This window comes from Sphingobium sp. Ant17 (assembly GCF_000588875.1).
Classification (GTDB): domain Bacteria; phylum Pseudomonadota; class Alphaproteobacteria; order Sphingomonadales; family Sphingomonadaceae; genus Sphingobium.
In genome coordinates, this window is sequence record NZ_JEMV01000058.1 from 12501 (window position 1) to 26784 (window position 14284).

The window sequence follows — 14284 nt, forward strand, 5'->3', positions numbered from 1 at the left end:
CGGTTGCTTTGCAAGCATCAGGTCATCGGTTCGATCCCGATAGGCTCCACCATCCCCTCGATATTTCCAGAGATGAAGACAGCAGTTTGCCGGACACGTCCGGCAATATGAGGCGCAAGCGCCTCTCTTTGACATTGTGAATGGGTTTTTTAATCGATGCCGTGGCGACATGGGATTGGTTTTTATGCGTTTGGCCGCAAGGCTGGGCGGATGAAGGTCGATCGACAAGTCGTACACTAAAATGATTATCTGGCTGAGTTTAATAACCATACCGTATCGAACGACATTCAAGCACTTGATCATCTTCCAGTGCTGTCGTTGGTGGTGTGGACTCTCAAGCGTGAGGTAAGGGCATCTGGTGAATGCCTTGGCATGTACAGGCGATGAAGGACGTGGCACGCTGCGATAAGCGTGGGGGAGCTGTGAGCAAGCTTTGATCCCGCGATTTCCGAATGGGACAACCCACCTTCACCATTTAAGACTGGTCCTGCGTTAAAACAGGATCCGTGTTAAATGGGAGAGGTATCACTAAGCTGAATAAAATAGGCTTTGGTGAGGCGAACCCGGAGAACTGAAACATCTCAGTACCCGGAGGAAAAGACATCAACCGAGATTCCGTTAGTAGTGGCGAGCGAACGCGGACCAGGCCAGTGCCTGGTGCTTAATTAACAGAAGTGTCTGGAAAGGCACGCCATAGCGGGTGACAGCCCCGTATGTGAAARTGAAGCATCAGGACTCGAGTAGGGCGGAGCACGTGAAACTCTGTCTGAACATGGGGGGACCACCCTCCAAGCCTAAATACTCGTACATGACCGATAGTGAACCAGTACCGTGAGGGAAAGGTGAAAAGCACCCCGATGAGGGGAGTGAAACAGTACCTGAAACCGGATGCCTACAAGCAGTGGGAGGATCCTTGAGATCTGACCGCGTACCTCTTGCATAATGGGTCTGTGACTTAGTGTATCAAGCAAGCTTAAGCCGTTAGGTGTAGGCGCAGCGAAAGCGAGTCTGAATAGGGCGAYAGAGTTTGATGCATTAGACCCGAAACCCGGCGATCTATGCATGACCAGGTTGAAGGTGCGGTAACACGCACTGGAGGACCGAACCGTTCAATGTTGAAAAATTGTCGGATGAGTTGTGCTTAGGGGTGAAAGGCCAATCAAGCCGGGAAATAGCTGGTTCTCCGCGAAATCTATTGAGGTAGAGCGTCGGATGATTGCCGTTGGGGGTAGAGCACTGGATGGTTGCGGGGGTCGCGAGATCTACCAACACTAACCAAACTCCGAATACCAACGAGTCTAGTCCGGCAGACAGACGGCGGGTGCTAAGGTCCGTCGTCAAAAGGGAAACAGCCCTAACCTACAGCTAAGGTCCCCAAGTCATCACTAAGTGGGAAAGCATGTGGGATTTCCAAAACAACCAGGAGGTTGGCTTAGAAGCAGCCATCCTTTAAAGAAAGCGTAACAGCTCACTGGTCTAAATAAGAGATCCTGCGGCGAAGATGTAACGGGGCTAAAGTGATGCACCGAAGCTTAGGGTGTGATCGTTTACGATCACGCGGTAGCGGAGCGTTCCGTAGGCCGTTGAAGCGATCTGGTAATGGGTCGTGGAGGTATCGGAAGTGCGAATGCAGACATGAGTAGCGATTAACAGTGTGAGATGCACTGTCGCCGAAATTCCAAGGGTTCCTGCTTAAAGCTAATCTGAGCAGGGTAAGCCGGCCCCTAAGACGAGCCCGAAGGGGGTAGTCGATGGGAACCACGTTAATATTCGTGGGCCTGGAGGTGTGTGACGGATGCCGTAACTGGTCTGGGCTTATTGGATTGCTCCAGGCTGGGAAGGTGTCCCAGGAAATAGCCCCTCCGTATAGACCGTACCCTAAACCGACACAGGTGGAATGGTAGAGTATACCAAGGCGTTTGAGAGAAGTATCCTGAAGGAACTCGGCAAATTGCTCCGTACCTTCGGAAGAAGGAGGCCCCATATAAGCGCAAGCTCTTATGGGGGGCACAGGCCAGGGGGTAGCGACTGTTTAGCAAAAACACAGGGCTCTGCTAAGTCGGCTTCAAGACGACGTATAGGGCCTGACGCCTGCCCGGTGCCTGAAGGTTAAGAGGAGGTGTGCAAGCACTGAATTGAAGCCCAGGTAAACGGCGGCCGTAACTATAACGGTCCTAAGGTAGCGAAATTCCTTGTCGGGTAAGTTCCGACCTGCACGAATGGCGTAACGACTTCCCCACTGTCTCCAGGATATGCTCAGCGAAATTGAATTCTCCGTGAAGATGCGGAGTACCCGCGGTTAGACGGAAAGACCCCGTGCACCTTTACTGCAACTTCAGAGTGGCATTAGGAAAGAGCTGTGTAGCATAGGTGGGAGGCTTTGAAGCATCGACGCCAGTTGATGTGGAGCCATAGGTGAAATACCACCCTGCTGTTTTCTGATGTCTAACCTCGTACCGTTATCCGGTACAGGGACCCTCTGTGGTGGGTAGTTTGACTGGGGCGGTCGCCTCCTAAAGAGTAACGGAGGCGCGCGATGGTGGGCTCAGGACGGTTGGAAACCGTCTGTTAGAGTGCAATGGCATAAGCCCGCCTGACTGCGAGACTGACAAGTCGAGCAGAGACGAAAGTCGGTCATAGTGATCCGGTGGTCCCTCGTGGAAGGGCCATCGCTCAACGGATAAAAGGTACGCCGGGGATAACAGGCTGATGATTCCCAAGAGCTCATATCGACGGAATCGTTTGGCACCTCGATGTCGGCTCATCACATCCTGGGGCTGGAGCAGGTCCCAAGGGTTTGGCTGTTCGCCAATTAAAGTGGTACGTGAGCTGGGTTCAGAACGTCGCGAGACAGTTTGGTCCCTATCTGCCGTGGGCGTCGAAATTTGAGAGGAGTTGACCCTAGTACGAGAGGACCGGGTTGAACATACCTCTGGTGTACCAGTCGTTCCGCCAGGAGCGCAGCTGGGTAGCTATGTATGGACGGGATAACCGCTGAAAGCATCTAAGCGGGAAGCCTCCCTCAAGATAAGATTTCATCGAGCCGTCGTAGACACGACGTTGATAGGCTGGATGTGGAAGTGGAGTAATCCATGAAGCTAACCAGTCCTAATTGCTCTGTTCGCGCTTAAACGGTTCAGCAATGAACCGCAGAGTCCCACCATCAATGACAGCACTGGCAACAGTTGTTCGAATAAGATGGCGTAGTTCTTAGGCCAGCCAGAATATCAAAACTAAATATGTGCACGGTATCGATTATAAACCCTGATTTTGCGCCAGCTTCATTGCTTGGTGACCATAGCGTCTGTGACCCACCCGATCCCATCCCGAACTCGGCCGTGAAACCAGTCTGCGCCGATGGTACTATTGCTCAAGCACTGGAAGAGTAGGGCGTCGCCAGGCATTGAAGCTCGCGCAAAATCAGCAAAAACCCATTCACCTTGTCAAAAAAGGCGGCCCCAAAGCCGCCTTTTTTGCGTTACCCCAAAACCAAGGGGCAACCAGTGTCGCGGGATGGAGCAGCCCGGTAGCTCGTCAGGCTCATAACCTGAAGGTCGTAGGTTCAAATCCTACTCCCGCAACCACCGAAACCGACATTCCACAAAGCCCCGACGCCAAAGCGCCGGGGCTTTGTGCATGCTCGGCCACTCGACGCTGCTCGATCCACTCCAGGATCCTGCCAAACTCACCGTAGAGCATGGCGTTGACCTCACCGCGCTTCGCGCCGGGCGTAAGCTCGATCCGCTCGATCAGCGCCCGCAACGCATCGGCGGCTTCCTGGCGCTCTTCCGGCTGCGATAGTGCGTGAGTCAGTCGCTCGACTTTGCGCCGATAAATCTCAGAGATGTTGGGGTGGATGTCAGGCACGTCAGCAGGGGCCGCAGCCAAACGAGCGCGGATCGCATCCTCCTGCGCTTCCAGCTCCAAAAGCTCATCGACAAGCGCGCGCGTGCCCTTGCCTTCTTTCGCGAGTGTCACAAGGCCTTTGATCGCCTTGAGGACTTTCTGCAGGTCGGTTCGATCGGCGATCTCTGACGCGCGGCGCTGGTGGTTGATGCGATTATTCTCCTCGACGTAGGTCCGAATGGCCTCTGCCGCGACCTCGGCGGTCATCATGCGATCGCGCAGACCATCAAGGACGCGCGCTTCGAGTTTGTCGCGCGTGATGCTATGCCCGTTCGAGCAGCTTTTCGTATCACCATGGTTCGAACAGGCAAACCGCCCCTGCCCGCGAAGGGAATAAGGACCGCCGCAGCAGCCGCAATAAACCAGGCCGGAAAGAAGGCTTTTTGGGCGATGCGTTCGATTAAGAGCTGTATGGGCGGAGCGGGTTGCCTCGATGACATCGGCATATTGGATCGCGATATTCTCCTGCCTTGCCTTCACAGCCTGCCAGAGTTCGTCATCCACGATCCGTAGGTCAGGAACCTCGGTCACAATCCATTCGGATTTGGGATTGATGCGGGAGACGCGCTTGCCGGTTTGCGGGTTCTTCAGATAGCGCAGCCGGTTCCAGACAAGTTTGCCGATATACAGCTCATTGTTGAGGAGGCCTGTGCCGCGCTTGGCGTGGCCGCGGATCGTGGTTGATGTCCACAGCTTGCCCGTTGGGGCTGAAATCCCGGAGTCATTCAGACGGCAGGCAATTGCATGGGGGCTGAGCCCATTGGCGAACTGTCGGAAAACCTGGCGAATGACTTCAGCTTCCGCGGCATTGATGCTGCGCTCACCGTGGACCGGTTCGCCTTCGCTTGAGAAGCGCCGCACGACGTCATAGCCAAAGCAAAGCCCGCCACCCGATTTGCCCATTTCGACGCGGCCGCGCAGACCGCGATGGGTCTTCTTCGCAAGATCCTTGAGGAACAGCGCGTTCATAGTGCCCTTGAGGCCGACATGCAGTTCAGAAACTTCACCTTCTGCCAGGGTAACTATCTTCACGCCGGCGAACTGGAGATTCTTGTAGAGCGTGGCGACGTCGGCTTGGTCGCGTGACACCCGATCCAACGCCTCGGCCAGCAGAATGTCGAAGCGCCCCATCTGCGCATCGTGCAAAAGTGACTGGATGCCCGGACGCAGTATGACGCTCGCGCCGGAGATCGCGGCATCTTTGTAATTGGCGACAATCCGCCAGCCTTCGCGCGCCGCCTGCTCACGGCATATCAAAAACTGGTCGTCGATAGATGCAGGGCTCTGCTTGTCGTCGGAATAGCGGGCATACAGCGCTACGCGGGGCATTCGGAGTCTCCAGAGATGAGCTTTGGGGTTAGTCTACAGATTTGACCATGCTTGCCAATCTGAGGAAGAAATCAAAATTAGAGCGCGGCTTTATGCTGTCCTGCAGTCGGCCAACATGGATGAGCAGGGCTTCGAGATCGTGATCAATCGACCCTCGCGACGTGCTGCCGTCGGTTCTATTCGGTTAATCGTCGGAATATATTCATTTCACGTGTGCCGTTCGTTTTCTGCTAATCTGGCGGGAGTCGACCAACTCACGCCGTTCCGATGCGGCTGCAGGAACATTGCCTTGCGCTGGAACCGATCATTCGCACGTTCGGCAGCTGTCGGACAGCAAGGCGCCCTAATTCCGGTTGTTTGGACGAAGATCGGAGCAACCTAAAGGGGTGGCTGATAAAGGCAGCAAAGAAAGGGACTGCCATTACGCCAATAGGCAGTGGTTGTCAGGGCTGGGCGGGGTCAAAGCAAATATGTCGCAACTTGATCCATTTAATGCTTCATGCTGGTGCCCGATTTCCATACAGACGGCGCGGGGGAGTTTCGACATTGACCTTGCACAATTGCCCACCGCCGAACGCTGCGCTGAAACGATGGCTTAAGGATTATCCGAGCGATGTCGATAATTACGGTCATCTGTTGCTCGAGCAAGATTGCTACTGCGACGATGATCTGATCGCCGATTTCGTGTCTTATTTCGAATCCGCGCATGCAGATGCCCGCGCGTTTTTTCACGAACAGATGGGCATCGAGCTTCACCCCGACGCGGATAACCCCGCAGTGCATATCACTTATCCGACCTGCCTGCCGTCGATCACGCGACGTGGCCTGTTCGGTGAAGTCATGGCCGGCATGCTTACTGAGCACTACGATTATATCGGTAGCCATGAATGGACGATCCCGGTCTTCCTATTTCGTTATCACGAGGATGCGGAAGCTTATTTGTTCGCGCTCGTCCGGGATAAAGAACGCAAGCGCGAGGTCTACGGCAGGCGTGGCTCCGACTTCCTCGCGCTCGCGTTGAATGACGAGGGCGATATAGAACGCTTCATCGCGGGTGAAGCCAAATGGCGAAAGAAGCTCCAGCCGGCCGTCGTTGCCGAGCTGATGTACGGCAAAAAGAAGAAGAACCCGGATGCCGAGGAGCTTGAGCACGACGGCAAGGGCATTTGGTTCCAGATCAATCGGGACATCCCAGCGCCGCACGGCTTACGACAACTGCAGCGCCTGCTTCGCGAAATCGACCCTGACGGCTATTCCGCCGCGATTACGAAGCTCGACCGCGTGCTGGTCGTAAGGAATGCTGAACCACTGCCGCGGACCAACCTAATCATGATCTCGGGCGGGGATGTGCCCAGCCGCAGGTCCAAGACATTTCTGATCCCGTGGGAGGCAGTGCCCGAGGAATACACGGCTCCGCATGACCTACAGGTGGTCGAGCTCATTCTGAACGACGGCGACGACCTGATCGATGGCGTCTATGACGCCCTCTGGGCAATCTGATGCCGGCGAACGACCCGCAGCGGCTTGAGATCGCCAACGGCGCCCGTATCGGACTGGCGCTGGAAAACGAGATATCTGCCAATCAGGCGCGCTCTTATGTCCGATGCCTCCAGATCGGTTGGCAGGTCGATACGATCGGCTGGAACCGCGGCGATTCCGAAGGCCAGCTGGCGGATGCACGAAATTTGTTGCAGGCAGCAGAGATCTTTGCAGAGATCGAAGGCCATGAGGCGCCGCGCGCGATTGACTGCTACCGGCGTGCCGGAGAGATCCTCGAATGGCTGGCGCGCTCGGCAGACGACATCCGGACTATCGCGCCGATCGAGCTACTCGCCGGCGCTGCCTTCCAGCTCGGCGGTCTGCCAGCAATGGCGTCTGGTCTTCTCAAACAGCTCGATCTCGAGGAAGATGGCGCGAAGCTTTTTGCCGCGTTCGTTCAGGCCGATTTCGACGCCGTGCTCGTCAATGCGATGGCTTTCTGGGATCAGAATGGCGACCTTACTGACGCTGGTTCTTCCCGCCGGATCCTCGAAGAGGACGAGGATGACCGGCTCAGCTGGTATTTCACAGTCGAACTCGTTCGCGCGCTTGGGCTGTTTGCGGATTCGATCCGGCGCGGGGACGATGGCCGCCTCGCCAAGGCCGCTGCGAAGCTCAAGGCCCTCGACGCCATGGCCGTGCGAACCTTCAGCGACGATGTCTCGCTGCTTATCAGCTTGTTGCGGCAGGTCGGCGAACGGTTTGCCGACGCCAGCATCTATCGGTCGGTCCGCATGCTTGGCGAACTCAACCTCGATCGCATGCCGCGCATGCTTGCGTTTGCGCGTGACCAATTCTCGCGGGGTCGCGGCATATTGTGGTCATCGCAGCGCGCTGGTCTCACCCGCCTGCTCGAAAACTCTTCCTTTGCGCTCTGCACGCCGACCGGATCGGGCAAGACGCTCGTCGCCAATCTCGGCCTCGTGAAGGAACTGCTGCTGCGCGATCATGGCGAGATCGTGCCGTTGGCCCTTTACATTGTCCCGTCGCGCGCGCTCGCCGGTGAGGTCGAGGCGAAACTGACCTCTGAACTCGGCCGCGATCTTATCGTTACCGGCCTCTATGGCGGCGCCGACTGGGGCATCACGGACTATTGGCTGAACGCCGACCGCCCGACCGTGCTCATCGCCACGGTTGAAAAGGCTGATGCGCTCATGCGCTATCTCGCGCCACTGCTGCTCAGCCGCCTAAAGCTCCTGATTGTCGATGAAGCGCATCAGGTCCTGCCCGAGGATACGGAAAGCGGTCGAAGCGACTTCGCCGATCACAGCAGCCGATCGCTCAGGCTTGAAAGCTTTGTCGCACGCTTGCTTACCCAAGCGCCCGACATCGTTCGCATCGCGCTTACGGCCGTCGCCGGCGGTGCTGCCGGGCCCGTGGCACGGTGGATGGAGGGCACCACAGACGCAGCAGCGATCGGCACGCGTTATCGCAGTACCCGGCAAGTGATCGGTGTGCTCGAGACCGCCTCGGAGCGGCGCAGCACGATGTTGCTCGAGCTTATGAACGGGCGGCCGCTCTATGTGCAGGGCCGTGATGCCGCAGTCTACCTCAACCTCACCATCCCGCCGATGACGCAGTTGCCCCCGCAGATGCGATCTAGCCTCAACCGTTTCAATCAGGTGACCGTGCTTTGGACGGCCCTACACCTCGCCGCGTCTGATCGCCGAATCCTCATTTCGCTGGCCCAGCAGCCCGAACAGACGATGGGATGGTATGCGGAATCCTTCGACCTCCCGGCTTGGCAGGGGCTGCCGGCTTTCGTGCCGCCAGACGGCAGGGGCGGTGACCTGTTCGCAGAATCCCGGGCAGCCTGCGTCGATTATTGCGGGCCGGATTCCTATGAGGTGCGGTTGCTCGATCGCGGGATAGCGACCAGCCACGGGCAGATGCCGCAACGGCTGCGGCGGTTGATGGTAGCGCTGATCGACAACAAGATCTGTCCGATCACGGTTGCGACCGCGACCCTCACTGAAGGCGTCAATCTGCCATTCGACATCATCTTCGTCACCTCGCTCAAGCGCAGCGCTTATGACAACGTCAAGCAGCAGCCAGTCATCACACCCTACACGCCGGCGGAGTTCCGCAATCTCGCCGGTCGCGCCGGCAGGCCTGGCGCGACGCGTGGGATGGAAGGGCTAACGCTGATCGCACTGCCCACCACGATCGCCACGACTGCGAACGGCCAGAAGCAAACTCAACGCAATCAGATGGACGCGTTGCGCGAGGACTATGACCTGCTGCGCGAAAAGCTTCGTCTCGACGAACTGGGGGGCGACGCAACGCTTAGTCCGCTCGCGATGCTTCTGAGCGAATTGCGCGAGAAGGCGCGGCACTATTTCGGGCACCTGACCGACGATGACTTCCTCGACTGGCTCGAACAGGTCGAACCCGGCGAGATCAGCGATGATGCCGGGACTGGCGCAACCGATGGGTTTGCCCGGCTGGCCGACACAGTCGACGAGTTAGACGCGTTCGTGATGACGGCATTGGAGGAGCTCAGCTTGCTCGGTCCGGATCTTGACGGACCACAGGCCGAGGCCAAGCTAGCCGCACTCTGGCAAAAGACATTCACTGTTGCTGCGGCAGCGCAGGAAGCATGGCTTGAACAGGCCGTTATTCGGCGCGGACGCGCGATCGTCGAGGACATCTATCCTAACGCAGACGAACGCCGGCGGCTCTACCAATATGGGTTCTCGCCCTATGTGGGCAGGCGGTTCGAGGCGATCGCACCGACAATCGCCGACCTGCTCGCGGCTGCCGTCGATTATGGTGCCGAAACCCCAGCGCAGCGGCGGGCGCGGTTCGAGGCCCTCGGCGAACTTTTGAGGGTGGATCGGGGCTTCGGCTTCCGCGTGCGCGATACGGTCGGTGATCGCGAGATTCTCGAGTCATGGACGGACGTATTGAGTTGGTGGATGCGCGCGCCAGGCGGAGAAGTGCCCGAGGCCGGCGACCTTCGCGCCCGCCAGCGTTTCGTCGCCGACAATTTGGAGTTTCGCTTGGGGGTCGCGATCGGCGCGGTCGTCGCGCAGAGATGGACTGCTGGTGCCGGTGATCCGCTCGCCGTTCCTTCACTTGCCGAATGGAAGGCGACAACGGGACTCCCATGGTTCGGCTTCTGGGCGCGCGAGTTGCTGCGCTGGGGAACGCTCGACCCCTTTGTCGCCTTCGCGTTGGCGCAGGGACGCGCGAAGACGCGTGAGGATGCTGAAGCACTAAGGCCCGAATTCGAGGATTGGCTCCGCGAGGAGATCGACGCGCCGACCTCAGAAGACCTTCTCGATCCCCAGCAGTTTCTAGCTTGGGAACGGAGCCTGCCTGCCCGCGAACGGGAGCGCGCCGGTAATTGCTCACGGGGTTGGCAGAAAAGTATTGCGCGGAGGTCGATTGGCTGATTCACCCTACGGATGTCACCGCCGCCGCTTCATGTGCTGACCGAAGCCGAGAAGAACGAGTTGCTGCTCGCGCAGCACGAGATGATCGAGCGACTGGTAGCGCGGATTTCTGAGTTGGAATCCCTGGTCGGCACGCCGCGCAAGACATCCAGGAATTCGCATATTCCGCCATCGAAGGACGACTTTGGCAAGCGCGGTGGCAAAGGCGGTAAGCCCAAGGCTGGCAAGCGCCCGCCGCGCGAAGGCAAGCACCGCCCATTGACCGAGACGCCGGACAAAACCGAACGCATCATGGCGGCAAGCTGCTGCCATTGCGGGACCGATATATCCTCGCAGGCCCAGCATTGCCGCCACCGCTACGATCATATCGACCTGCCGCCGATCCGTCCGATTGTGACCCGCATCGAATTGTTTGGTGCGCGCTGCGGGGGATGTGGCCGTCGCTACCGTGCCGCAGCACCGGCGGGCATGGAGCCGGGCACGCCGTTTGGCCCCGGCATCCGCTCGCTGCTGGCCTATCTGCATCACAGCCACCATGTCAGCTTCGAGCGACTTTCGCGCATTGCTGCGGAGCTGTTTGGCCTCACGATCTCCCAAGGGGCGATCGCCAACGCGTTCAGGCGTATGGAGGCCGGAATGACAGCAGCCACGAAGGCGATCACCGACAAGTTGCTCACGGCAAAGATTATCGCGTCCGATGAGACGTCCACGCGCACCAACGGCATTGCCCATTGGCAATGGGTCTTCCTCTCGAAAGACGCGGTTCTGCACAAGATCGCCCCGCGCCGGGCGCGCAGTGTTGCTGAGGAGGTGTTGGGCGGCCACCAACCTGATGTGTGGGTCTCCGATCGCTACGCTGGACAGCAGGAACTGGGCAAGGAGCATCAGGTCTGCCTCGCGCATGTCCTGCGCGATGTTCAGTATGCCATCGACTGCGGGGATACCGCCTTCGCCCCCAAAGTCCGCGACCACCTGCGCTGGGCGATCCGCATCGGCAAGCGACGAAGCAGCCTGAAGGACACAACGCTGGCCGCCTACGCTGCGAAGGCCGACAATCTGCTGACCCGCCTGGTACAGATGCCTGTCGCGCACCCTGCGGGACGTGTTCTGCTCAAACAAATCAAGGCTTGGCGAAGCAAGTTCTTCATCTTCCTCACCAACCGCAACGTCCCTGCGACCAACAATATATCAGAGCGCGAGATCCGCCCCTCAGTCGTGTTCCGCAAGGTCACCAACGGCTTCCGGTCCGACTGGGGCGCCCAGATCCACGCTGGATATCGATCCGTCACCGGAACCGCTCGTCTCAGCGGCAAATCGGCCCTCGTAGCCATCCGCGAACTCGTCGACGGCAGATTCATGGTCGCCTGATCAGCCCACCAATTGCCGACCCCGTGAGCAATTACGCGCGCCGAGGCTATGCCGGAGGAAGCCGAGCTGACCGGGACGACCGGTGCCATGAAACGCTACAATGTCCTGCCGATGGCCAGCGTGGACGAAGTCATCTGGCTCGATGCGTCTGGTTACGAGCTTGCCAGGTCGCCTGACGGGTTTGGGCTATATGACCGATCGGATCTTGCCAATGACTATGTGCTCGATGCAGCGGGGCAGGCTACCGTGCGCCGAGCATTCGCCCCCTCGGGGCGTCGGTGATCCCTGCGAAGCCACTCCGAAATGGTGGCCGGCGTCTCCATGATTTTTGTTATTATGGCCGAGTCGCAGTTGCCGTCGCGGTGCGAGGCCGGTCAGGCGAAAGCTGGGGTGTCGGGTTTCAGTGGAGCTGCCGCTGCAAACTTCTCGCGGGAATGACCGTAAAGTCCCGGTTTACGGCCTTTGATCTCCGCAAATCGACCCTTTGTAATCCTTCCCGGTCGCCTTTCCATTCCCCGGAAGCGGACGTTCCTGAAAGTCGGCTTCGGGCGTGCCGATAGGCGTAAGCGGACCTTCGCTTGTCCCGCGCGAGATCGAGATCAGTCCTGGCCATCGGCTCGTAGCGTAAAAATGGGACGGTAGACGTCCGCTCGTCTTGGTTCCCACCACCAAGTTCGACCCAACACAGACACTCAAGCATCAACTTGGGACCAACAAAAATGAACCGATTTCCGTAATAAATATACCAAGACACGCAGCGCTCTAGATAAAAGGGCAAAGATAGCCAGATATGTCATTTCGTGGGTTTATCCAACTTTCCGCTACTCCACTAAAATAAGGCTTCCAGATCTTCTCAAATTGAGGGATTACGAGTCGTTTATATTGCTCATCTCCCCTAAGCGCCTTCCACACTTGTCCCGCGTAATTCGCCAACACAAAGTCTATGGCAAGAATCCCGTCCATAGGAGGATGCATTAGTCTCGGTGGATCAAGAAGTAGGGTGTCGCCAAGCCGCTGATGAATCCTCGTCATCCGAGAACCACCAAATTGGAAGTGGTAGAGCGGGTGGATGTCATCAGTATTGTGTCGGTCTTCCTTCTTTACGTCTATAATATGTCGATCAAAATGCCAAGCTGCTTGCAAACTTGCGCCATTTTGCCCTTGGGCAAATTTCTCTAGGTTAACCTCAAGCTTAGTGAATTGGTCGCATATGTCGGCTGAAAATTGCCCGGCCACCGAAACGCTCAATTCGGCCCGAAATTTCTGCAGAGTAGTCGGTAGAGTCCCCTTCGGAACCGGTATGTTGAAGACGAGGTTTGAAATGTCGTAACCCCAACGATCATCCCGCTGTGAGGTATTTGAGCCACATTGATCAGCTGCCCGGCTGATCGGCGACGTATCGACGCAAACTCCGTTGCGCGATAGGATAGTTCCTAGATGCCGAAGAGCTGTCGCTGCTTTCTTGCGGTCATCCCAGTAATTATTCTTAGCCATTCTTCAGGCTCTGCATCAGGTCCTCTATCCGCCCTCTTTCGAACGGATGGATTTCATACCCGTCCGCCTTGTGCAGACGATCGAGGATCGCCTGCACGGACGCATAGACACCGTCTTGCCATTCCCTCCGATCGACGAACAGCTGCACGGCGTCGGCGTGTGAAATTGGCGCCTTCAAGAATTTACATACATACCAGTATCGCCGGTCGTAATCCTCTGCGATGGGAATAGCGGCCTCCAAACTTGGGAAGTTTGAGAAGCTTCTTTTGACAACGCGACACGTTGCTCAGCCTCCATACGTTGGAGGCGCCTTCATCGGTTAAGGCAGACCAAGCTTCAACAATCTTGTGCATCCACCAACGAGGCCACGCGGTACCAAACACGCCAGTGTATTTTGCTGGCTTGGCGAACTTGTCGAGCAGCTTTGCCCAGTCTTCAGACTTCTCAATATCGATCCCGAGCCGCAGAGCAGGGGTGCGCTCATCGATCAACGGGCCATTGCCGAAAATGAGATTTCGCAAGATCGATCGCGCAAAAAACATGAGCCGGATATGCCCGATCGTCGGCGATTCCCTGAGCTATCCGTGGATCGAGAATCTCGAACGCCGACGGCAGATCTATCAGTCGGCTGTACGGATTCTTGACAGTTTTCGATCGCGTTGCGCTTATCGCTTTGTAGCCGTTTGCCAGATCGATCATCTCGGTCGCTATATTGCTGGCATCTTTTGGTGATGTTGACCTTGTAAATATTGTTTTGTCAAAAAAAAGGTCGTGGCTCGTTTTCATCCTTGTCATAGGACAGCTTGAAATTGTCATCGACCGACCAGAGGACCATAGGTCGGCCGCGCCCGTCTTCCGTCATCCTGGTTCGCAACTCTTGAGCAAGCGCCAGCGCGCGGTAGTTGACCCGCTGGCCATCGGCATCAGCTGCACGATCAAGCCGTAGGTCCAGCAGAAGACCATCATAATCAAATTTGGTCAGCTGACGGACTTCCTCATCGAATTTGTATGGCGACCTGATTTCGATTGAAAGATCAGGATGTGCCGCTTCAAGCACCTGGACGATCGGCTTCACCTTCTCAACTTCGTCATCGAGACAGATATATTTAGTAGGCATTTGATGGGATTTCCTCATCGCTTGCCTCTGGAACGAGGACGCGCAAGCAAGTCGAGAACCCGGACTTGGGATCCTGAAGCACGATCTGACCTTCAGCCGTTTCAACGATGTCTCTAACGATTTTCAAACCATC

Annotated in this window: 10 protein-coding genes, 2 tRNA genes, 2 rRNA genes and 2 pseudogenes (1 of these 16 running past the window's edge); 10 read left to right on the plus strand and 6 right to left on the minus strand. The window is 57.2% G+C overall.

Annotated features, from left to right (window positions below; all coding sequences use genetic code 11):
- The 6 genes from BF95_RS19505 to BF95_RS29615 form a co-directional block, all read left to right on the plus strand.
- Positions 1-52: transfer RNA gene (locus BF95_RS19505), tRNA-Ala, on the plus strand; it begins 24 nt to the left of the window's first position.
- Positions 53-336: 284 nt separating this feature from the next.
- Positions 337-3131 (plus strand): 23S ribosomal RNA (locus BF95_RS19510).
- A gap of 156 nt (positions 3132-3287) precedes the next feature.
- Positions 3288-3402, plus strand: a 5S ribosomal RNA gene (gene rrf, locus BF95_RS19515).
- 105 nt (positions 3403-3507) lie between these two features.
- Positions 3508-3584: transfer RNA gene (locus BF95_RS19520), tRNA-Met, on the plus strand.
- Between the two features lie 52 nt (positions 3585-3636).
- A complete protein-coding gene (locus BF95_RS29610) occupies positions 3637-3801 on the plus strand; it encodes a hypothetical protein (protein WP_235209874.1) in 165 nt (54 codons plus the stop codon).
- A 3-nt stretch (positions 3802-3804) separates the two neighbouring features.
- Positions 3805-4035: a hypothetical protein gene (locus tag BF95_RS29615; protein ID WP_235209875.1), complete on the plus strand. Its 231-nt coding sequence runs from the start codon at positions 3805-3807 to the stop codon at positions 4033-4035.
- Between the two features lie 147 nt (positions 4036-4182).
- Here the strand turns inward: BF95_RS29615 and BF95_RS29620 are convergent.
- Both BF95_RS29620 and BF95_RS29625 read right to left on the minus strand, forming a co-directional pair.
- Positions 4183-4695: pseudogene (locus BF95_RS29620) on the minus strand (recombinase family protein); the annotation flags it as partial.
- A 165-nt stretch (positions 4696-4860) separates the two neighbouring features.
- Positions 4861-5235: pseudogene (locus BF95_RS29625) on the minus strand (recombinase family protein); the annotation flags it as partial.
- Between the two features lie 546 nt (positions 5236-5781).
- Between BF95_RS29625 and BF95_RS19535 the strand changes: the two are divergent.
- Genes BF95_RS19535 through BF95_RS19550 form a run of 4 tightly spaced genes read left to right on the plus strand, consistent with a single transcriptional unit; the run spans position 5782 to position 11822 of the window.
- A complete protein-coding gene (locus tag BF95_RS19535) occupies positions 5782-6735 on the plus strand; it encodes an aminotransferase (RefSeq protein WP_235209876.1) in 954 nt (317 codons plus the stop codon).
- Complete coding sequence (locus tag BF95_RS19540; protein WP_200867013.1) at positions 6735-10172, plus strand: DEAD/DEAH box helicase; 3438 nt, start codon at positions 6735-6737, stop codon at positions 10170-10172. Before BF95_RS19535 ends, BF95_RS19540 begins: the two co-directional genes overlap by 1 nt.
- 12 nt (positions 10173-10184) lie before the next feature.
- Complete coding sequence (gene tnpC / locus BF95_RS19545) at positions 10185-11540, plus strand: IS66 family transposase (protein WP_037477692.1); 1356 nt, start codon at positions 10185-10187, stop codon at positions 11538-11540.
- Between the two features lie 48 nt (positions 11541-11588).
- Positions 11589-11822, plus strand: a complete 234-nt coding sequence (locus BF95_RS19550) for a hypothetical protein (protein WP_043153670.1) — start codon at positions 11589-11591, stop codon at positions 11820-11822.
- Between the two features lie 480 nt (positions 11823-12302).
- Here BF95_RS19550 and BF95_RS27535 read toward each other — a convergent pair whose 3' ends face one another.
- From BF95_RS27535 to BF95_RS19570, 4 genes are all read right to left on the minus strand, one after another.
- Positions 12303-13034 (minus strand): hypothetical protein, encoded by a 732-nt coding sequence (locus BF95_RS27535; protein ID WP_152542841.1) that lies wholly within the window; start codon positions 13032-13034, stop codon positions 12303-12305.
- Complete coding sequence (locus BF95_RS19560) at positions 13027-13212, minus strand: hypothetical protein (protein WP_152542843.1); 186 nt, start codon at positions 13210-13212, stop codon at positions 13027-13029. The genes BF95_RS27535 and BF95_RS19560 overlap by 8 nt, the downstream gene beginning before the upstream one ends.
- A 4-nt stretch (positions 13213-13216) precedes the next feature.
- Positions 13217-13525: a hypothetical protein gene (locus BF95_RS27540; protein ID WP_161774353.1), complete on the minus strand. Its 309-nt coding sequence runs from the start codon at positions 13523-13525 to the stop codon at positions 13217-13219.
- Between the two features lie 266 nt (positions 13526-13791).
- Positions 13792-14151: a hypothetical protein gene (locus tag BF95_RS19570; protein ID WP_043153680.1), complete on the minus strand. Its 360-nt coding sequence runs from the start codon at positions 14149-14151 to the stop codon at positions 13792-13794.
- Between the last annotated feature and the right edge of the window lie 133 nt (positions 14152-14284).